At 62.3% G+C, this 20,770-nt stretch carries 21 protein-coding genes; all 21 read left to right on the forward strand.

The genetic code is table 11. The features are described from left to right. The first annotated feature begins 191 nt into the window (after positions 1-191). The 21 genes from rsxC (at position 192) to C2L71_RS03825 (ending at position 20,765) form a co-directional block, all read left to right on the forward strand. A complete protein-coding gene (rsxC, locus tag C2L71_RS03725) occupies positions 192-1,511 on the forward strand; it encodes an electron transport complex subunit RsxC (RefSeq protein ID WP_239926292.1) in 1,320 nt (439 codons plus the stop codon). A 3-nt stretch (positions 1,512-1,514) separates the two neighbouring features. Then, positions 1,515-2,519, forward strand: a complete 1,005-nt coding sequence (locus tag C2L71_RS03730) for an RnfABCDGE type electron transport complex subunit D (protein WP_103264437.1) — start codon at positions 1,515-1,517, stop codon at positions 2,517-2,519. After that, positions 2,516-3,151 (forward strand): RnfABCDGE type electron transport complex subunit G, encoded by a 636-nt coding sequence (locus C2L71_RS03735; RefSeq protein ID WP_239926294.1) that lies wholly within the window; start codon positions 2,516-2,518, stop codon positions 3,149-3,151. Before C2L71_RS03730 ends, C2L71_RS03735 begins: the two co-directional genes overlap by 4 nt. Next, positions 3,148-3,855 carry an electron transport complex subunit RsxE gene (gene rsxE / locus C2L71_RS03740; RefSeq protein WP_239926296.1) on the forward strand — a complete coding sequence of 236 codons (708 nt, stop codon included), beginning with the start codon at positions 3,148-3,150 and terminating at the stop codon, positions 3,853-3,855. The genes C2L71_RS03735 and rsxE overlap by 4 nt, the downstream gene beginning before the upstream one ends. Next, positions 3,852-4,448, forward strand: coding sequence for an electron transport complex protein RnfA (locus tag C2L71_RS03745; protein ID WP_187143247.1), 597 nt, complete (start codon positions 3,852-3,854; stop codon positions 4,446-4,448). The genes rsxE and C2L71_RS03745 overlap by 4 nt, the downstream gene beginning before the upstream one ends. Before the next feature lie 14 nt (positions 4,449-4,462). After that, complete coding sequence (locus C2L71_RS03750) at positions 4,463-5,266, forward strand: RnfABCDGE type electron transport complex subunit B (protein WP_103264438.1); 804 nt, start codon at positions 4,463-4,465, stop codon at positions 5,264-5,266. Between the two features lie 313 nt (positions 5,267-5,579). Continuing rightward, on the forward strand, positions 5,580-7,496 hold the full coding sequence (locus C2L71_RS03755) for an NADH-quinone oxidoreductase subunit 5 family protein (protein ID WP_187143249.1): 1,917 nt from the start codon (positions 5,580-5,582) through the stop codon (positions 7,494-7,496). A gap of 18 nt (positions 7,497-7,514) precedes the next feature. After that, on the forward strand, positions 7,515-8,393 hold the full coding sequence (locus tag C2L71_RS03760) for a complex I subunit 1 family protein (RefSeq protein ID WP_103264440.1): 879 nt from the start codon (positions 7,515-7,517) through the stop codon (positions 8,391-8,393). A 12-nt stretch (positions 8,394-8,405) separates the two neighbouring features. Continuing rightward, positions 8,406-8,849 (forward strand): NADH-quinone oxidoreductase subunit B family protein, encoded by a 444-nt coding sequence (locus C2L71_RS03765; protein ID WP_103264441.1) that lies wholly within the window; start codon positions 8,406-8,408, stop codon positions 8,847-8,849. A gap of 1 nt (position 8,850) precedes the next feature. After that, positions 8,851-9,564 carry an NADH-quinone oxidoreductase subunit C gene (locus tag C2L71_RS03770; protein WP_103264442.1) on the forward strand — a complete coding sequence of 238 codons (714 nt, stop codon included), beginning with the start codon at positions 8,851-8,853 and terminating at the stop codon, positions 9,562-9,564. A 1-nt stretch (position 9,565) separates the two neighbouring features. Next, entirely contained in the window at positions 9,566-10,654 is a 1,089-nt protein-coding gene (locus C2L71_RS03775) for a hydrogenase large subunit (protein WP_103264443.1), read from the forward strand. Positions 10,655-10,660: 6 nt separating this feature from the next. Further along, on the forward strand, positions 10,661-11,053 hold the full coding sequence (locus C2L71_RS03780) for a 4Fe-4S binding protein (protein ID WP_103264444.1): 393 nt from the start codon (positions 10,661-10,663) through the stop codon (positions 11,051-11,053). A 107-nt stretch (positions 11,054-11,160) separates the two neighbouring features. Next, the gene (locus tag C2L71_RS03785; protein ID WP_103264445.1) at positions 11,161-11,811 is read left to right on the forward strand and encodes a CDP-alcohol phosphatidyltransferase family protein; all 651 of its coding nucleotides are present in this window, start codon (positions 11,161-11,163) and stop codon (positions 11,809-11,811) included. 397 nt (positions 11,812-12,208) lie between these two features. After that, positions 12,209-14,158 (forward strand): VanW family protein, encoded by a 1,950-nt coding sequence (locus tag C2L71_RS03790; RefSeq protein WP_239926298.1) that lies wholly within the window; start codon positions 12,209-12,211, stop codon positions 14,156-14,158. Between the two features lie 75 nt (positions 14,159-14,233). Further along, on the forward strand, positions 14,234-15,544 hold the full coding sequence (locus tag C2L71_RS03795) for a phenylacetate--CoA ligase family protein (RefSeq protein WP_103264481.1): 1,311 nt from the start codon (positions 14,234-14,236) through the stop codon (positions 15,542-15,544). After that, positions 15,541-15,969: an ACT domain-containing protein gene (locus tag C2L71_RS03800; RefSeq protein WP_103264446.1), complete on the forward strand. Its 429-nt coding sequence runs from the start codon at positions 15,541-15,543 to the stop codon at positions 15,967-15,969. Before C2L71_RS03795 ends, C2L71_RS03800 begins: the two co-directional genes overlap by 4 nt. A 1-nt stretch (position 15,970) precedes the next feature. Next, positions 15,971-17,344, forward strand: coding sequence for a D-alanyl-D-alanine carboxypeptidase family protein (locus C2L71_RS03805; RefSeq protein WP_103264447.1), 1,374 nt, complete (start codon positions 15,971-15,973; stop codon positions 17,342-17,344). 24 nt (positions 17,345-17,368) lie between these two features. After that, positions 17,369-17,812: an FHA domain-containing protein gene (locus tag C2L71_RS03810; protein WP_103264448.1), complete on the forward strand. Its 444-nt coding sequence runs from the start codon at positions 17,369-17,371 to the stop codon at positions 17,810-17,812. 142 nt (positions 17,813-17,954) lie between these two features. Beyond that, positions 17,955-19,712 carry a thiamine pyrophosphate-dependent enzyme gene (locus C2L71_RS03815; RefSeq protein ID WP_103264449.1) on the forward strand — a complete coding sequence of 586 codons (1,758 nt, stop codon included), beginning with the start codon at positions 17,955-17,957 and terminating at the stop codon, positions 19,710-19,712. Then, a complete protein-coding gene (locus tag C2L71_RS03820; protein WP_103264450.1) occupies positions 19,705-20,334 on the forward strand; it encodes an indolepyruvate oxidoreductase subunit beta in 630 nt (209 codons plus the stop codon). The genes C2L71_RS03815 and C2L71_RS03820 overlap by 8 nt, the downstream gene beginning before the upstream one ends. Next, on the forward strand, positions 20,331-20,765 hold the full coding sequence (locus C2L71_RS03825) for an amino acid-binding protein (protein WP_103264451.1): 435 nt from the start codon (positions 20,331-20,333) through the stop codon (positions 20,763-20,765). Before C2L71_RS03820 ends, C2L71_RS03825 begins: the two co-directional genes overlap by 4 nt. Positions 20,766-20,770: the final 5 nt, after the last annotated feature.

Below are 20,770 nucleotides of genomic sequence, written 5' to 3' on the forward strand. Positions count from 1 at the left end.
TGCCAGTCGCCAAGGACCATTTCCCCTTTGGCCGTTCTTCGCTATCGCAGCTTGGCGTACAGGTCTTACCATGGGACGATCATGTCGGCGTGCTGCGTTCCGCGAAAGGCCGTCGATCCCGCTGCCGCGACGTCGGCGGGATGCGCGGAACGCCCCGGACCTGTGTCCGGCGAAGGGGGAGGGGACGATCCATGGCACGGGTATCGCTGTTCAGCCGCGCACGCGGGGCCGTCGTGCCCCATCGCAAAGATACAGCCGAGCTTCCGACGCAGGCCATGCCCGTGCCGGGGGAGATCATGATCCCCATGCAGCAGCATATCGGCGCTCTGTGCGAGCCCGTCGTGAAGAAGGGCGACCATGTGGACGTGGGCAGTCTCGTCGGACATGCGCCTCGCGGATTGTCCGCCGATATCTTCTCGGGCATCTCCGGCACGGTGACGGCTATCCAACCGGTGTACTACTCTTCCGGCAAAAGCGATACCGCCGTGATCGTGGAATCTGACGGGAAACAGACGGTTGCCGATGCGGTGCAGCCGCCCGACGTGTCGGATCGCGCATCGTTTCTGGTCGCCATCAGACGCAGCGGGATCGTCGGACTCGGCGGCGCGGGATTTCCCACCGACGTCAAGCTCGATCCCCCCAACCTCGATGACATCGACCTCTACATAGTGAACGGCACCGAGTGCGAGCCGTACCTGTCCACCGACTATCGCGAGATGATGGAGTGCGCCGACGATATCCTTTTCGGGGTGCGCGAGACGTGTCGGTACCTCGCAATCCCGAAGGCGCTCATCTGCATCGAGAGCAATAAACCGAAAGCCATCGCGCACCTGCGCCGACTCACGGCCGACGATCCGGCTATCGAGGTGAAAGCGCTGCCGAGTCGCTATCCGCAAGGTGCCGAGAACGTGCTCGTGCACAACGCCTCGGGCCGTGTCGTGCCGCGCGGCAAGCGCCAGACCGACGTGGGTGTCATGCTCAACAACGTGACCACCATGGCCGCCATCGGCCGCTTTTTGGCGACGGGCATGCCGCTCGTAAGGCGCCGCTTCACCGTCGCGGGCGATGCCGTAGCCCGTCCCGGCAACTACGACATCATCGTAGGCACGCGTGTGCGCGACGTCATCGAGTACGTGGGACTCGTAAAAGAGCCGCGAAAAATCGTGTTGGGCGGCCCCATGATGGGCAACGCCCAGATCGATCTAGACTATCCCGTTATTCGGCAGAATAACGGAGTTCTTGTATTCGGCGAGGAGGGCATGACCCGTCCGGCCACCACCCCTTGCATACGATGCGGACGGTGCGCGAGAGCCTGTCCTATGAGCCTTTCTCCCGTTGAAATCAAGAAGGCCTACGCCGTTGAAGATATCGAGCGGCTCGACGCGCTGATGGCCGATTTGTGCATGGGCTGCGGCACGTGTTCGTTTGTGTGCCCTGCGAAGCAACCGCTCTCGCAGACGAGCAAGCTCGCGCGCGACTTTATGCGCACCGAGATGGCGAAGAGGAGGTAACAGATGAAGAACGTGGAACGCGCGGAGAACGTCTCGAAGCGCCCGCTCGTCCTCTCGACGGCACCGCACGTGTTCGATGGCCTCACGACACGCAAGATCATGCTCAACGTCGTAATCGCCCTCATGCCTGCGCTTGCGGCTTCAGGGATCATCTTCGGAGCGAGGGCGCTGCTCGTTGTCGCTGTGACGGTGTGCTCGTGCGTGGCGTTCGAGGCTCTGTGGTGCGCGCTGCGCAAACAGGATCAGACGGTGGGCGATCTATCCGCGGTCGTTACCGGGCTTCTGCTTGCGTTCAACCTACCTTCCACCATTCCGCTCTACATGGCGGTCATCGGTTCGTTTGTCGCCATCATCGTGGCAAAGGCTCTGTTCGGTGGCATCGGCCGCAACTTCGCGAATCCGGCCATTGTCGCCCGCATCGTGCTGTCGGTGTCGTTTACAGCGGCGATGACGGACTTTGCGGCACCGCAGATAGCGGGTTTAGCGGCATCTGGCGTTGACGCCGTGAGCTCAGCCACGCCGCTTGCTCCTGCTGCGGCGTCGTTGTCGCTGCTCGACCTTGTGCTCGGTGTGCATGCTGGTGCCCTCGGCGAGACGTGTGGTGCGGCGCTTCTGCTCGGGTTCGTGTGGCTGCTCGTCACGCGTACCGTCACGTTCACCATCCCCGGCGTATTCGTAGGCACCGTCGTCGCGCTCAGCGTGCTCACCGGCAACGACGTGGCCACCCAGGTATTCTCAGGCGGCCTGCTTCTCGGGGCCATCTTCATGGCCACCGACTACGTAGGATCGCCGACGTCGTTCAAGGGCCAGGTGGTTTTCGGTCTGGGACTCGGTCTCATCACCTGCCTCATCAGGTTCTGGGGCAATATGAACGAGGGTGTGGCATACGCCATCCTCATTATGAACCTCGTCGTGCCCTACATCGATGCGCTCACGCGCCCGGCTCCGTTGGGCGGCGAGAAGCGCAGGTTCGTACTGCGCGGCAGGGGAGAGGGGAGGAGCGAATGATGGGCAAAACGGTGGAGACGAAACAGCGGCGCGACGCCCCGCAAGAAGAGATGGTCAACCGTGAACTCTGGACGGCATCGGCCAAGCCGATCGCTGTCCTGGTGGTGATATGCGCCGCGGTTGGCCTCCTGTTGGGCTCCGTGAACAATCTCACGTTGCCGGTCATCACGGCGAATCGCGAGGCGGAAGCCTGGGCTACCTACTCGTCCCTTATCCCCGATGCACCTGATTTTTCAGCGCTGCCGTGCGATGTGCCGGGGGTGACGGCGTGCATGGAGGCTGCGGGAGGCACGGGCTATGTTGTGACGGCGCAAGCAAAGGGCTACAGCGGCCCGGTGCCCATGGGGATTGCCTTCGGACCGGACGGCATCATCGTCAACGTCGTCGGCTTGAAAAACACTGAGACGCCCGGGCTGGGCACGAAGGTGGCCGATGAGGAGTTCTCCTCCCAGTTTGTCGGCCGTGCGGCCGAGCCTTTGACGATAAGCGATATCGATGCCGTCACAGGCGCGACCATATCGTCGAAGGCGGCTCTTACCGCCGTCAACGAAGCGATCGAAGCGTATCGCGGGATCGCAATGGGGCAGGATGCTGCAGTGCCGGCCGCCGAGAGCGGGAAGGAGGCCTCATGATGAGCGGGATGGCGAAAGGAAAGAGCATGTTCACGGTGTTCTCGAAAGGCATCCTCGCAGAAAATCCGGCGCTCAGACAGATGCTGGGCCTGTGCCCCACGCTTGCCGTGACGACGGCGGTGACGAACGGCATCGGCATGGGCGCGGCCACAACGTTCGTGCTCGTATGTTCGGGCGTCGTGGTATCGCTTTTGCGCGGAGTCATCCCGACGAATATGCGCCTTCCTGCTTTCATCACCGTGATTGCGGGGTTCGTGACGCTCGTCATGATGATCGTCGAGGCGTACTTGCCTGAGCTGAATGCGGCGCTTGGCATCTACCTGCCGCTTATCGTGGTGAATTGCATCGTGCTCGGGCGCGCCGAAGTATTCGCTTCAAAACATCCCGTGCGCGAAGCTGCGCTCGACGGCTTCGGAATGGGCGTAGGGTTCACGGTCGCGCTCGTTCTCATGTCGGCCGTGCGCGAGGTGCTCGGCGCCGGCACATTCGCAGGCATCCCGGTGCTCCCCGATTTCATCGAGCCCATGACCGTGTTCGTTATGCCTCCGGGCGGCTTTGCCGTCTTAGGCGTGCTTATCGCCGGATCCGTGGCCGTCGAGGCCCTTCGCCGGCGCGCGGATGGCAGCGAAACGAAGGAGGCGATGCTCCCGGAGGATGCATGCGCCGCATGTGGAATGTGCGACTTGAAGGAGCGTGAGGCATGATGGCCGAGTTCGCCGCGATCCTGTTCAGCATGATCCTCGTCAACAACTATGTGCTCGTGAAGTTCCTCGGCGTGTGTCCGTTCCTCGGCGTGTCGAAGAAACTCGATTCGGCGGTGGGCATGGGCTGTGCCGTAACGCTCGTCATGGTGCTGGCTACGTCTGTCACCTGGCCCTTGCAGCAGCTGCTGGATGCGCTCGGATTGGGATATCTGCAAACCATCGCGTTCATTCTCGTGATAGCCGTGCTCGTGCAGATGTTGGAGATCACGGTCAAGCGGTTTTTACCTGCCTTGCACGAGGCGCTCGGCGTATATCTGCCGCTCATCACCACGAATTGCGCGGTTCTCGGCGTGGCCATCCTTGCGGTGGACGAAGGGTACGGCTATCCCGAGGCGCTCGTATGCGCGCTCGGCGCAGGCCTCGGCTTTCTGCTGGCGATGGTGCTGTTCAGCGGTGTAAGGCGCCGTGTTGACGAAGCAGATCCCCCTCGGGCATTTCGGGGCATGCCCATCACGCTTATGTCGGCGGCCTTCGTCAGCCTGAGCTTCATGGGCTTCGCCGGTGTGGTTGATAATCTATTCGGCGTGCTGTAAGGGGGTAGCGGGCAATGGACGGCATTCTTTGGACCGTGGTTCTCATGGCGGCTGTCGGGCTCGTGGGCTCGGTGCTCCTGTCGATCGTGTCCCGCAAGCTCGCCATTGGCGAGGATGAGCGCCTGGCGTATCTCGCGCGCATTCTGCCGGGCGCGAACTGCGGTTCGTGCGGGCATCCCGGCTGCGAGCAGTATGCGCGCGCCTTGCTCGCGGGGGCAGAGCCGAACGCGTGCACGGTCGGCGGCGATCGGGTTGCGGTCGAGTTGGCTGCGTTTCTTGGCGTGGAGCCTGTTGGGGTGGTGCGGCGCGCCGCGTATGTGGCCTGCAAGGGCTCGCGGGATAAAATCGATCCTGCATTCGAGTTTCAGGGTGTGCCGAGTTGCCGCGTGTTCAGCACGATGTCGTATACGAGCCTCTCATGTCCTTTTGGCTGCTTGGGTTTCGGGGACTGCCGCGAGGCGTGCGCATTCGACGCCATCTCCGTCAAGGACGGCATCGCAAGCATTGATGCTACTGCGTGCACCGGATGCGGCGCCTGCGTCGACCTGTGCCCGCGACACGTCATCAAGCTCGTCGGAGAGGGGGAGGCGAGCATCGCCGCGTATGTCGCTTGCATGAACACGATGGGCGGTCGCAGGACTCGCGAGGTGTGCTCTGCAGGTTGCATCGGCTGCTCGAAATGCGTGAAGGCGTGCCCGACCGGAGCCATTTCGGTGGAACACGGCCTCGCGCGCGTCGAGGCCGGCGCGTGCACGGGCTGCGGCGCGTGCATCGAGGCGTGTCCTACCGGCGCGCTGGGCGCGCTTTCGTTCTCATAACCTTTCCGACGCATCGTGCTGTGCGGTGCGCCGCAGTCTCCGCTACACAGCCGCATCGAACCGCAGCCCTTCGTGCTGGGAAGCTGAAAACCGTTCGCCGAGCATTCGGAGCGTTTCTCGTCCAGCGAGCAGCCGCACGCGGCCTGATCAAGCCGTTCGTGCTCCTCGGGTGCAGCTTCGGACCCCCTCGTCCTCCCCGCTTTGATACAGTGCAGCAAGCCGCAGCGCAGCTGCCCGCTCCAACCAATCGGGCGACTGCGCTGCTTCGCATCCGTGTTCCTGCAAGTAAAGCGAAGGGAGAAGCTACGTGGCTATGCTCGGGTTTTTAATCCTTTTCCCGCTGGTTGTTGCTGGCGTCCTGCTGGTCGTGCGCAACAACCGGGCGAGAAACGCGATTGTCGGAGCCTCGGGGCTCGTCATAGGCGTGGCATCCATATGGCTGGCAGTGTCCTATCTGGGCGCCCCGTGGGTGCAGTTCGAGTTCTATTCGCCAACCGTCGATTATGTCTGCATGGCCGTGAGCGTGCTCATTGCGGTGGCCATCCTGTACTTCGGCATCAAGTACAAAAACGTGTGGGCGTGCGTACTCGCGACCGTCCAGCTCGTCGGATCGCTCGTGTTCGAGTTTGCGTTCGCTCATGGCATCCTTGTGACCGAGGGGCTGTACCTTGACTCATTGTCGCTGCTCATGGCGTTTATCATTGGCGTCATCGGAAGCGGCATCTGCGTGTACGCGCTCGGTTACATGGAGGATTTTCAGGCGCACGAGCCCGAAGGCGCAAAGGATCGTCGACCGACTTTCTTCGCCCTCATGTTCGCCTTCCTTTCTGCCATGTTCTTCATCGTGTTCTCGAACAACATGCTGTGGCTGTTCACCGGCTGGGAAGTCACGACCGTGTGCTCGTTCCTCCTCATCGGCTACACTCGCACCGACGAGGCTATTAAGAATGCCTTCCGCCAGATCATCATGAACCTGCTCGGCGGCATCGCGTTTCTCGGGGCGCTCTATGTATGCGCCATCCAGTTCAACACGCTGTCGTTCCTCGAGTTTTTGCAGATCGGCGTTCAAAACCCGACGTTGGTCGTGCTGCCGGTGACGGCGCTCGCGTTCGCCGGCCTCACAAAGGCCGCCCAGATGCCGTTCCACACCTGGCTTCTCGGCGCTATGGTGGCGCCCACGCCCACGTCGGCTCTGCTCCACTCCTCCACCATGGTGAAAGCAGGCGTCTTCTTGCTGGTGAAGCTGGCACCGGTTATGCTCGTGTGCACGGTGCCGGCCGTCATGGTCGTTCTGGTGGGCGGACTCACGTTCCTGTTCTGCTCGTTCATGGCTATCTCGCAGAGCAACGCCAAGCGCGTGCTTGCGTACTCAACCATTGCCAACCTCGGCTTGATCGTGGCCTGTGCCGGAGTCGGCACGCCCGAAGCCGTATGGGCCGCCGCGTTCCTCGTGCTGTTCCACGCTATCGCGAAATCGCTTCTATTCCTGTGCGTCGGCACGGCTGAGCATCATATCGGCAGTCGCGACATCGAGGATATGGACCTCCTCTTCGAGCGCATGCCGCGTCTTGCGCGTTTTATGATGCTCGGCATCATGGTCATGTTCATCGCTCCGTTCGGCATGCTCGTGGCGAAGTGGGCTACGCTCGTGTCCTTCGCCGACACTGGCCAAGTGGCGCTCATAGTCATCCTGGGGTTTGGGTCGGCCGCCACGTTCATGTTCTGGGCCAAGTGGCTCGGCAAGCTCTCCGGCATCGCTGCCGAGCGTGAGAACGTGGAGACGACGGTGCATCCCAGCGAATGGATTGCCATTGTGATCATGGCCGTGCTTGTGGTGCTGTGCTGCGTGCTTTTGCCCTTCATATCGTCGTACGTGGTGGAGCCCTACGTGTACAGCGTGTATGCGACGCTTGGCCAGGACATCTCGTCCACCAACCTGTGGATTGCCTCTATCCTCACTGCCTTCGTGGTCATCGTCTTGTTCGCCGGCGTCGGTCGGCGCAGCAAGGCGAAGAAGGCCGACGTCTACCTGGCGGGCGTGGGCCGCAACAACGCCGAGCGCACGTTCACGAATGCGCTCTCGGGCGAGTCGACGGCCTCGGCGCGCAACTGGTATCTCGAGGGCATCTTCGGGGAACGGCGCATCTCGCCGATCGGGACGGCTATGTGCTCGGTTGTTATCGTCGTCGCGTTTGCAGCCTCTGCCGTAGCGCTGCCGGGACTGTTTTAGGAAAGGGCGTGGTCTGATATGTCAATGCTCGCCATACTCATCGGCACCCTCGCCTTCGCTCTCGTGGCACCTGTTCTGGGATGTCTGCTCGCCGGCGTCGACCGCATCGTTTCAGCGCGCATGCAGGGCCGTGTTGGCCCTCCGCTTCTGCAGCCCTACTACGACGTCCGCAAGCTTATCGAGAAGGATAACGTGTCGGTGAACTCGACCGAAGGGGTGTACGTCACCTGCGCGCTCGTGTTCGCCATCATTGCAGGTGGTATATTCTTCTCCGGTGGCAACCTGCTAATGTGCGTGTTCGTGATCACGTTGTCCAGTCTGTTCTTCATCGTGGCCGCTTATTCCACGCGCAGCCCCTACGCTGAGATCGGTGCGAACCGCGAGACGTTGCAAGTCATGGCGTACGAACCCATGGTGCTGTTTATGGCGGTGGCGTTCTACCTGGCAGCCGGCACGTTCGATACCGCTGGCGTATTCGAGCTCGGCACCCCGGTGATCGCGACCATCTGGCTCGTATTTTTGGGTTTTTTGTTCGTGCTTACCATCAAGCTGCGCAAGTCGCCGTTTGATCTGTCGTATTCGCATCACGCACACCAGGAGATCGTGAAGGGCATCACGACCGAGATGAGCGGCAAGACGCTTGCGAAAGTCGAGATCATGCACTGGTACGAGAACATCCTATTCCTCGGATGGATCGGCCTGTTCTTCGTATGGGGCAACCCGTTCTCGCTCATTCTGGCGGTCGCAGTCGTCCTGCTCGTGTACTTTCTCGAGATATGGATCGACAACAACTTCGCGCGTGTGAAGTGGCAGGCCCTGCTCAAATCGGCTTGGATCGTGGCGCTCGTCGCCGGAGGCGTGAACATCGCGGTCCTCACGTTCCTGCCGTATCTGTAAAGGAGCTGCAACATGACGTATGCAACCAAATCACCGTGGGTCATCCACTACGACGGCTCAAGCTGCAACGGCTGCGACATCGAGGTGCTCGCGGCTCTTTGCCCGGGCTTCGACGTCGAGCGCTTCGGTATCATCAATACCGGCAATCCCAAGCACGCCGATATCTTTCTCGTCACCGGCAGCGTGAACGAGCAGAACATCTCGGTCGTGCAGGAGATATACAACCAGATGGTCGAGCCGAAGGTGGTTATCGCGTGCGGTATCTGCGCATGCTCCGCCGGTATCTTCCACGATTGCTACAACGTGATCGGCGGCGTGGATAAAGCTATCCCCGTAGACGTGTACGCGCCAGGCTGCGCCGTAAGGCCCGAGGCCATCATCGATGCGGTCGTGCAGGGGCTCGGCATCCTGGAGGAGAAGTCGAAGGCCCTCCAGGAGCAGAAGAAGGGAGCGTGACATGGCGTTTGCAATCAAGTTCGCGCCGCTGACCGTCGAGGAGCTGCCGGCGCTTGCCGCTGCGAAGAAGGCCGACGGCTGGCGTTTTGTGCAGATGCTGTGCGTGAACACTGAAGACGGCATCGATATGATCTATTCGTTCATGAAGGACGATCTGCTGGAGAACCACGAGATCAAAGGCGTGCAGAAGGGAACGGCCATCCCCAGCATTACCGGCGAGTTCCTTGAGGCGTTCGTATTCGAGAACGAGTCCCATGACCTGTTCGGCGTCGACATCACGGATATCGCTATCGACTTCGGCGGGAACTTCTATGCGCTCGCGCAGAAGGAGCCCATGACGGTCATCTCGCCCGAACAACAGGCTGCGCGCGAGAAGGCCAAGAAGCTTGCTGCCGCCAAGGCCGCGAAAGAGAAGGCCGCCGGCGAACAGGCCCCGAAGACTGCCGACGACGCAGCCGCTTTGGAGGCGAAGCTTGCGGGCATGGATCCCGTGAAGGCCGCGAAGGTGCGAGCCGCGATGGAAGCGAAAGCTAAAAAGGAGGCGGCAGCGAAGCAGGCTGCCGTCGACGAGAAGGTCGCGGGCCTCGATCCTGAGAAAGCCGCCAAGGTGAAGGCCGCGCTCGAGGCGAAGGCCGCCCGCGAGGCTGCGAAGAAGAAAGCCGCTGAAGCGGAGGCCGACGAGGCCGGCGCGGCGGCAGAGGAGGAAGGTGAGTAGCATGGGAAAGGCGACCGTCATCCCGTTCGGCCCCCAGCATCCGGTGCTGCCCGAACCTTTGCATCTCGATCTCGTGGTCGAGGACGAAACTGTTATCGAGGCAATACCCCAAATCGGGTTTATCCATCGAGGCCTTGAGAAGCTTGTCGAGACACGCGACTACAACCAGTTTATCTACGTGGCGGAGCGTATATGCGGCATCTGCGCATTCGGGCACTCCATGGGTTATGCCGAAACGGTAGAGCGGCTTATGGGCGTGCAGATACCCGAGCGAGCAGAATATCTGCGCGTTATCTGGCATGAGCTCTCTCGTATTCACTCCCACGTGCTGTGGATGGGACTTGCCGCCGACGCATTCGGCTTCGAGAGCCTGTTCATGCACTGCTGGCGCTTGCGCGAGCGCGTGCTCGACATCTTCGAAAAGACTACGGGCGGGCGCGTCATCTTCTCGGTCGTGCAGGTTGGCGGTGTCGTCCGCGATATCGATGACGCGCAACTCGCTGAGATGAAGCGCGTGCTCGAGGGCATTAAAGACGACTATCGCCAGATATGCAATGCGTTTTTGAAGGACTCCTCGGTGAAGAATCGCACGGTGGGCGTGGGCTGCATCAGCCATGAGGACGCCCTCGCCATGAGTATGGTGGGACCGTTCGCACGCGCTTCCAACGTGAACAACGACGCGCGCTGCCTGGGCAACGGCGGCTACGGCAAGCTGGCCGATTTCCAGCCTGTGCTCGATGCGCAGGGCGATTGCTACGCCCGTGTGAAGGTACGTGCGCTCGAAGTGCTGCAATCCATCGATATCATCGAAGAGATGATCTCGAAAATCCCGGCGGGGGATATCGCTGTGCCCGTCAAGGGCGCGCCGGCCGCCGGCGCCGAAACGGCAAATCTTGTGGAACAGCCCCGCGGCGAGTGCTACTACTATGCGCGCGGCAACGGGTCGAAGTTTTTGGAGCGCATGCGCATGCGCACGCCCACGTCGCAGAACCTGGCCGGCATGGCCACGGCATTGGCCGGATGCGATCTGGCCGACGTAAACATGATCGTGCTCACCATCGACCCCTGCATCAGCTGCACGGAAAGGTAGGAGGACATGGGTGGATTCAAACTGGGGAAAATGACGCTCGGGTCGATGTTCAAGAAGCCTGAGACCATCATGTATCCCATCGAGAAAAAGACACCTCCTGCGGGTCTCAAGGGCCACATCGTGAACGATGTCGATCATTGCATCCTCTGCGGCATCTGCGAGAAGCGCTGCCCGTGCTCGGCCATTACGGTCGACAAGCCGTCCCGCATCTGGTCGATCGACCGTTTCCGCTGCGTACAGTGCGGAAGCTGCGTGCGAGCCTGTCCAAAGGATTGCCTTACCATGGACCCGGCCTATACGCCGCCCGCGCTGCAAAAGCACGTCGACGAATTCGAAGTGCCGGAGCAGCCGAACACGTCGAAACGTGAAAAACCCGTTGAAGTCGTCGATGAGGCGTGAAGCAGGTAGATATTTGCTAGAATAGTCGTTGGATTCGAGTGGACCGGGCCCGCACAAGGCGGCCCGGTCTTTGCATGGACGGTGCACCGGCGACAGAGGAAGAGGATATGGCGAAAACCAAGGGAGCGGATGCGCAGGCTACCGACAGGGTGTTCACGCTACCGAACCTCATCTCGGTCGTGCGCCTCTGTCTCGTGCCCGTCTACCTTGTCCTGCTCTTCAACGGCTTTGACGTCATGGCCGCCTGCATGTTTGCGCTCGCGGCGGGCACCGACTGGATCGACGGGCAGATCGCGCGCCGCACGAATACGGTGTCCAAGCTTGGCCAGCTACTCGATCCTGCGGTTGATCGCATCCTCATGATCGCCGGTGTCGCGGGGCTGTTCCTTGTCGGTCGGCTTCCTCTGTGGATTATCCTCGTCGTGCTCGCGCGCGACCTGCTGCTGCTCGCCGGCGGCGCGTACCTCGTCAAGCGCTACCGCATCCGCGTCGCCGTCATCTTTCCCGGAAAGGTCGCAACGACGTTCCTGTTCATCGGATTTGCGGGCCTGCTTCTGAACTGGCCGCTGCTGCCCGGGCTCGGGCTGGTCGACGCCGCCTGGCTCCCCGGCTTCAACGGCGACCCCGTGTCGTGGGGCATCTGGTTCGCCTACGCGGGCCTCGCGCTCGCGCTCGTCACGACGGCGTACTACGTGACCGCCGCGGCGGTCAAGCTCCGCGCCGCGAAGCGCGCGGCGGCCGCCGGCGAAGGGCGCTGAAGCCATGGCCGAGCGCCGGCCCGGCGCCGGGCAGCCCCGTCGGACGCGGCCTTCCGGCCGACCAGACGACGCCCGTCCGGCGCACACGGACGGGCGGAACGCCTCGCACCGCGTTGCCGACGGCAGGAAAGGTCATGCGGTTCCGCCGGCCGGCTCGTCTCGTTCGCGTGTGCGCATGCGCCCGGGATCGCCGAAAGAAAAGCCCGCCGCCGCTCGCGGCCGTGAGCGGGATCGCGCGAAAAGGCGCTCCTATGCTGCTCCAGCCGTCTGGACCAAGGACGGATCGCGGTCCTCATCGAAGCCTGCCGAAGCAGCACGCGCCTTCATACGCGTCCTGCTCGCAGGCTTCGCTCTGCTGGGCCGCGGGATCGCGCGCATCGGACGTGCCGTTTCGGAGTTGTTCAAACGCAGCCGCGCCCTGCTTGTCGGCACGGTACTCGTTGCGATGCTGCTGCTCGTCGGCCTCGTCGATTTCGGATTGAACGCCGGCAAGGCGTATCCTGGCGTGCACGTGGGAAACGTGGATGCGTCGGGTAAAACCTCCCAGGAGATCGCAGCGCTGCTCGAAGAGACGTACGGACCGCGCATTGCGCAGGGGTCGGTCGTCATCTACGCGAGTGACGAGGCCGCCGCAGACTTCGACGAAGGCGCGCCTTCTATTGCTGAGCAGCAGAGCGCCGAGGAGGCGAAGGCTTCCCGCACGTCATGGACGGCCGATGCCGCTTCCCTCTCTGCGACTTTGCCCGCCAATGAACTTGCTGATGAAGCCCTTTCCGTAGGTCGCGAAAAAGGTGGTCTTGTTGCGCGCATCGAGGCTGCGGTCGGAGGGCATGAGATCGGGGTCCGCGTCGTCTACGACGCCGATGAGCTTGAAGCGCTCGCCGCCGACATTGACGAGACGATCGGCACGCCGCGCTTGGACTACGGGTTCGTCGTGATCGATGGGGCGGCCGAGGTCACCGAGGGCAGCGACGGCGAGATGATCGACCGTGCGGTTTTCGAGAGCCAGCTCGACGAGGTGTTCCTTTCCGAACCAGGTACAGGTTCGTTCGTAGCACATGCCGAGTATGCCCCGGTCCGTATCGATCGACAGGCGGCGCAGAGGGCTTGCGACGACGTGAATGCCGCACTTGCGGATGGCGCCCGCTTTATCAGCGGAGAGGGTTCTTGGGATGCGGATGCGACCGCGCTGGGGGACTGGATTGTCGGTACCGTCGAGGAACGCGATGGAGGATTCGTGCTGGCGCCCTCTGTCGACGAGGCCCGGGCGAAACCATCGATCGTGTCCTTTTTCAAGGAGCAGCGCGGCGATGCTCGTCACTCCGTTGCGTTCGAGTCTTCGCAGGATGGCTCGATCTCCGTTCGCGCTCAGGGTATGGACGAGGTGCCGCTCGCTGCAGACACGGTTGCCAAACTCGATGATGCGCTGTTCGGACCCGAAGGCAAAGCGGCCCAGGCGCGCGCGTACGCCGAAGGAGCCGGGCAAGAGCCCGCTGCCGAGCCTGTCGCGGTCGACGTCGTCGTCGGCCCGATGCCCGAGACGCTTTCGTTCGACGAGGCGCTCGAGCGGGGGGTCATCGAGGGCATCTCGTCGTATACGACGGAGTTCTCGACCGGATCGGGAACCGAGAACCGTCAGAGCAACATCGCGCTCGTATCCGAATTCCTCGACAATTCCATCGTCGAGCCGCACGGCAGCTGGTCGTTTAACGAGACGTCGGGAGAGCGCACGGCGGAGCGAGGGTTTTTGGCGGCTGGCGCCATTGTGAACGACGAGTACGTCGACGAGGAGGGCGGCGGCGTCTGCCAGGTGGCGACTACCGTCTTCAACGCGGTGTACGACTCGGGCTTGCCCATCACCAAGCGCCGGAACCATTCGCTCTATATCGGCAGCTATCCGGCGGGCCGAGACGCGGCGGTCAGTTGGCCGGATCTCGACCTTGTATGGGAAAACGACACCGATAGCGCAGTTTTGATGCGGGTTACTTGTACAGATTTGATGCGGGTTACTTGTACAGATTCCACGGTTACCGCTACACTATATGGTGTCGATCCCGGTTACCGCACGAGCACGCAAGTGGGTGAATGGGAAGAGGGGGAGAAGCATAAGACTCGGACGGAAGTCGACGATTCGCTCTCTTCCGGCGAGAGGCATGTCAAGACGCGCGGAACCGATGGGAGAAAAATCACCATCGTCCGCGTCGTGAAGGATCGCGAGGGCGCCGTTGTGCGGGAAGACGTGTTCTCGTCCGAGTACGCCCCGATCACAGAGGTGATCGTCGCTGCCCCGGATGCGACTGCGCCTGATGGCGCCGAGGATGGCAAGGACGGCCCGAGCGCAGACTAGCGGAGCGGATCGATGAGGAAGCGATGACAGCGCCCGCACGGAGCGGACGTGATCAGAGGAAAGGTGAAGCCCAAGGTGTATTATCAACCGGACATTGAAACCATGCCGCTCGAACAGCTGCGCGAGCTTCAGCTCGAGCGCATGCAGTGGAGCGTGCGCCATGCCTACGAGAACGTGGCGTTCTATCAGCGGTCGTTCAAGGATGCAGGCGTCGAGCCGGGTGATCTTGCGTCCCTCGACGATCTGGCGAAGTTCCCGTTCGTCGTCAAGCAGGATATGCGCGACGCATATCCCTACGGGCTGTTCGCCGTGCCGAGCAAGGACGTGGCCCGCATCCATGCGTCTTCCGGCACGACGGGTCAGGCCACGGTTGTCGGGCACACGGCAAACGATCTGAAGAACTGGGGGGACTGTTTCGCGCGCGGCATCTACATGGTGGGTGGCGACCAGAGTTCGACCATTCAGGTATCTTACGGCTACGGCCTGTTCACAGGCGGTCTGGGGGCGCACGCCGGCGGCGAGGCCGTGGGCTGCTCGGTCATTCCCACCTCTTCGGGCAACACCAAGCGTCAGATCCAGATGATGAAGGATCTCGGCACCGACATCCTCGCTTGCACGCCCTCATACGCGCTCCTCATTGCCGATACGGCCATCGAAATGGGGTACGATCCGGCAAGCGACTTCAAGATTTCTGGCGTCATCTTGGGTGCCGAGCCGGCTTCCGAGAACATGCGTCAGGAGATTCGGGACAAGCTGGGCGTGCAGTACTGCGACGTGTACGGCCTGTCCGAAGTCATGGGACCAGGCGTGGCTATGGAGTGCGCAGCGGCGCATGGTCTGCATGTGGCCGAAGATCAGTTTTATGCGGAGATCGTCGATCCCGAGACGCTGCAGCCCGTGCCCGACGGCACGTACGGCGAGCTCGTGTTCACCACGCTCGTGCGCGAATGCTGCCCGCTCGTGCGCTACCGCACGCGCGATGTCACGCGCATCATCGCAGAGGAATGCAGCTGCGGGCGCACGCACCGCAAGATCGATCGCATTGTCGGCCGCACCGACGACATGCTCATCATTCGCGGCGTGAACGTGTTCCCGTCACAGATCGAGCAGGTCATTACCGCGTTCCCGGAGATCGCGCCACAGTACCAGATCATCCTCACGAACAAAGGTCCGCTCGATCGTGTTGAGCTCGACGTGGAGACGGTACCCGATTTCCCGTTCGACGAGATCAGAAAGCTCGAGGAGCTGAAAAAGCACCTGGCCGCCGAGCTCAAGAGCAATCTGCAGATCGCTGTCGACATCAAGATCGTCGAGCCGAAGACCATCGAGCGCAGCGAGGGCAAGGCGAAGCGCATCATCGATCTGAGAGAAGGGGGCCGCGCATGATTTCACAGTTGACCGTGTTCCTAGAGAACGAGAAAGGGCGCCTCGCGTCCGCCTGCCGCGCCATTTCCGACGCGGGCATCAACATGCATGCGCTGAATCTGGCGGACACCGCCGATTTTGGCGTGGCGCGCGTGGTTGTGGACGCTCCCGAGGCGGCCGCCGAGGCTCTGCGCAAAGTCGGTTACCGTGCTACGGTCACGCCGGTGCTGGGCGTGCGCGTGCCCAACCGTCCGGGCGGTTTGGCAACCCTGCTCGAGTTTTTGGACGAGCACGACGTCAACATCGAGTACGGTTATTGTTTCTCCGTTGATGAGGAGACGGCGGTTGATGTGCTCAAGGTGGCAGGCGAGCCGGCCATCGAGCAGCTGCTCGTCGAGGCAGGCTTCAAGCCGGTGAAGCCGGAGGATGTCTACCGCCTTGGCTAACATGGAACAACAATCGCGCACGGCGAGGGCGCGGATTCTCTCATGCGTCCTCGCTGCAGCCCTTGCCTTCTCGCTCGCGCTCGCACCTGGTGCGGCACTTGCAGACGTGCGCAAAGCCGACGTCGTGCTCGGCCAAACGGTGGATGCGCGAGGGCTTTCCATTGCACAGTGCCCCAGCATCGATGCCGAGTATGCGCTCGTCATGGATTCGGAGGGAACCGTGTACTTCGAGCGAAATGCGACAAGCCCCACGCAGATCGCCTCCATCACCAAGGTCATGACCGCGGTGGTGGCGCTCGATGCAGTCGAGCGGGGCGAGGCCACGCTCGATACAAAGGTGACGGTGAGCGAGCGCGCGGCGCACGTTGGAGAGTCGAGTGCGGGACTCGCTGCCGGTGACGAGATGACGCTCGAAACAGCGCTTCTGGCCCTCATGGTTCCTTCGGGCAACGACGCGGCGATAGCCATTGCCGAATCGCTGTCCGGGAGCGAGCAGGCTTTCGTGGCTCGCATGAACGAGAAAGCCGCCGAGCTGGGCTGCGTCGATACTGTCTTCGCGAATCCGCATGGACTGGATGCTGGAGAGTTCGCGGGAGACCAGCATAGCTGCGCTGCCGATGTGGCGAAGATCGTACAGTATGCGATGCGCGACGAGTCGTTCCGTGCTGCTGTCGGGGGCGGTGACGCCACTGTTCAAGTGATGCGCGCGGGCGCGACGGCCGATATTTTCCTCGAGTCGACTGATCGCTTCATGGATATCTACGATCCTGCCATCGGCGTCAAGACGGGGTTCACTGAGCTTGCGGGCAATTCGTTCGCCGGCGCAGCCGAAAAGGACGGGCTAGAAGTGTATGCGGTCGTTATCCATTCGAGTTCTGAGCAGCAACGCTTCGAGGACGCGAAGACGTTGTGCGAGTGGGTGTACGAGCATCGGGTATCCTACCAGCTGGCGAATAGTCCCCGCACAACGACTTTGAATGCGGATGGGCAGGCAGTGGAGGTGCCGCTCGTGGCCGAAGTCGCGCATTCGGCGTGGATCGACAAGACGGTCGAGGCGACGTTCGCCGATCCTGCGGCTACGGTGGACATTTTCGATCTCAACGGCAATGTGAGCCAATCGTTTGAATTCGACGAGCTTTCAGGCGATGTGAAGGCGGGCGACAAGGTGGGTACAGCCACCTTCAAGCAGCGCAACACCGTCATTGCGACGATGGATCTGGTGGCCTGCGAAGACGTAGACGCCCCAGATTTCTTTGAAGGCATCGGCATCTGGTGGGACCGTCTGTTCCGTGGATTCTCGGGACAGCCGCAGACCGCTCAGTCCACGACTGTGAACGAAACACCCCTTGTCGTAGACAAGACGGCAGCCGCCTGAGGCGCGCCGCGGAGAGGATATGCCATGAGTACTGTATGCCCTGTATGCAGCAACCCAATCGAACAGGACGCGTCGTTTTGCCCGCATTGCGGCTTCAAGCTGCTCGGATCAACGCAGCAGTTCAAGCCTGTGCTGCTGGCCGATGAGACTATCGAGCCCGAGGTGCCTCAAACCCAACAGGCCGAGCTGCGCGTGGTGCGCGGTCCTCAGACGGGCGTGGCATTCCAACTGGGCGACAGGGGCCTCACCGTCGGGCGTAGCCCGCAGTGCGATATCTTCCTGAACGACATGACCGTCTCTCGAGAACATGCCGTTATCGAGCCGGTAGACGGCGGCGGTTACGTTATACGCGACGAAAACTCGTTCAACGGCGTTTGGGTGAGCAACGACAGCATTGACGAGCATCGCCTCGCGTCGGGCGACATCATTCAGATCGGCGCCTTCCTGCTGCTGTACCAAGAAGGTTAGGCTCGAAGGCCGCCATCGAAGCGGCTTCGACAGCCTGCGAGTGCATTCCGCGCGCCGTTCGGGACGGTCGATCTTCTTTGACCGGCTCGGGCTGCGCGCGTTGCCGTATAATTCCTGAGGTGCTAAAGGAGAGGAACCTTTCATGGAATTGATGTCAGGAAACGAGGCAATTGCCCAAGGAGCATGGGAAGCCGGCGCCCGCATCGGCGTGGCCTATCCCGGAACGCCTTCGACCGAAACGCTTGAAGCGTTCGCGGAGAAGGAAGGCGTGTACGCCGAGTGGGCCGTCAACGAGAAAGTGGCCGTGGAGGTTGGCATCGGCGCGTCGGCTGCAGGGGCGCGCGTGCTCACCACGATGAAGCACGTCGGTGTCAACGTGGCCGCCGATCCGTTGTTCACTGCGGCGTATGCGGGCGTTGGCGGCGGCTTGGTGGTACTCGCCGCCGATGATCCGGGTATGTACTCGTCTCAGAACGAGCAGGATAGCCATTGGTACGCCCGCGCCGCGCATATTCCCATGCTCGATCCAGCTGATTCGGCCGAGGCGCTCGTGTTCACGCGCGAGGCATACGATGTATCCGAGCGCTTTGACGTACCGGTGTTCATACGTTCGACTGTGCGCGTGTCGCATACGAAGACGCCGGTGGAGCCCGGCGAGCGCGCTGAAGCTGCGCTCAAGCCCTACGAAAGCAACCCGGCGAAATGGGTCATGATGCCCGCCTTTGCCAAGCCGCGGCGCAAAGATCAGCTTGCGCGCATCGATGCGTTGCGCGCTTGGGCCGAGGAGTGTCCGTACAACCGTATCGATCGTAGGGGAGATGCGGTAGGCGTGGTGTGCGCGGGCGCTGTGTACCAGCATGTCGTCGAGGCGCTGCCTGACGCATCCGTGTTCAAGCTCGGGCTCACCTGGCCTCTGCCCGAGCAGGCGCTACGCGCATTCGCCAATAGCGTGAAGGCGCTCTACGTGGTGGAGGAGGCCTCGGAATATCTCACCGACAGCGTGCGCGCTCTCGGCATAGAGACGACGCCGTTCGAACGGCGCCTGCCGCGTGACGGCGAGTTGACTCCCGGTCTCGTGCGGGCGGCCTTTGGCGGCAGCGCGCCGTCTCACGAGCCGCTGCCCGAAAATCTTCCGGGCCGTCCGCCGGCGTTGTGTGCGGGGTGTCCGCACCGTCTTGTGTTCAAGGAGCTTTCGCGTATGAAAGCTGTGGTCACGGGTGACATCGGCTGCTACACACTGGGCGCCCTTCCTCCTCTTTCGGCTATGGATACCACCATCGATATGGGCGCATCGGTGTCAATGTCGCACGGCTTCGAGCTGGCGTGGGCCGGCGAAGCATCGCATCGTCCGGTCGTGGGCGTCATTGGCGATTCGACATTCGCGCATTCGGGGCTCTCAGCGCTCATCTCCACCGTGTACAACCAAGGTGGCGGCACCATCTGCGTGCTCGATAACCGTACGACAGCCATGACGGGCCGTCAGGGCAATCCCTTTAACGGCGAGACGCTTCAGAAGCGTCCTTCGCGCGAACTCGATCTCGAGGGGGTCGTGCGCGCCATCGGGGTTGAAGACGTGCGCACAATCGATCCGAACGACGCGCTTGCGACGCGCCAAGCTCTGAAAGAGGCTGTGGCCAGCCCGGAGCTTTCGGTACTGGTATTCCGCAGTCCCTGCGTGCTCATCGACCGCGTACGCAAGCCTGCTTACGGTGTGACCGACGCGTGCACCGCCTGCGGCGTCTGCTCGACACTCGGGTGCCCGGCTATCGCAACGGACGCCGAGAGGCATGCGGTTATCGACGCCGACTCGTGCATCGGCTGCGGCCAGTGCGCGCAGTACTGCGCGTTCAAGGCTATCGTGCAGCCCGCCGTCTCGGAGGAAGGAGTCTCTCATGAGTAACGCGACCACCGTGCTGTTATGCGGCGTCGGCGGCCAAGGGACCGTGCTTGCCGCCGATCTCTTGGCACGCACGGCGCTTGAATCGGGATACGACGCGAAGGTGTCCGAGATCCACGGCATGTCGCAGCGCGGCGGCGCGGTGACCACCGTTGTGCGGTTCGGGCGCGAAGGCGTGCAGTCGATGGTGTCTGACGAGGGTTGCGCCGACTGCGTGGTATCGTTCGAGACCACCGAGGCGTTGCGCAACCTGCCCAACGTGCGCGAGGGCGGCTATCTGCTGGTGGCGGACGAGTCTATCCAGCCGTTGCCGGTCCTCATCGGTCGCGCCTCGATGCCCGAGGATGCGGTGGGCACGCTCGCAACGCTCGGGGCGACGCTCATCCCTGCGGGCGATATCGCCCGCGAAACCGGTTCTCCGAAGTCGGTGAACGTGGTGCTGCTCGGCGCGCTTGCCACGCGCCTGGATTTCTCCTCGGATGCTTGGGAGCGCGTCATCGCTCGTCGCGTGCCGCCGAAGACGGTCGATGCCAACATCGCCGCATTCCGCGCCGGTTTCGCGTTTGCGCGGGAGGCGGCCGCCGTAACTGCGTGCAGCTCAAAACATGAGGGAGGAGCGTCATGAGCGTTCGTCAGGTCAGCGTGTTTCTGGAGAGCCGCCCCGGGCATCTGCGCCGCGTGCTCGATGCGTTCGAGGACGCGGACGTGAATGTACGTGGCTACAGTGCCTCCGACACGGGAGATTACGGCATTGTTCGATTTGTCGTGGATGATCCTGTTCGTGCGCTCGCGGTGCTCACGGACATCGGGGCCGCTTGCTCCTCGAGCGAGGTGCTGTGCGTGCGCTTGGATGACGAGCCCGGCGAGCTTGCGCGCGTCATGGGCGTCATGGCCGATTGCGGCATCAACGTCTCGTACAGCTATTCGCTTATCTCGACGTACATCGCCCTGTCCACCCCCGATCTCGACCGTGCCGAGGAGCTTCTCTCCGGCGAACCGGTGGAGCTTATGTCCCAGGCCGACCTGGCTGCGCCACTGGCGCCTCAAGGGGTGTGAGCGGC

The sequence above is a fragment of the Enteroscipio rubneri genome (assembly GCF_002899715.1).
In the GTDB taxonomy this organism is placed as follows: Bacteria; Actinomycetota; Coriobacteriia; order Coriobacteriales; family Eggerthellaceae; genus Enteroscipio; species Enteroscipio rubneri.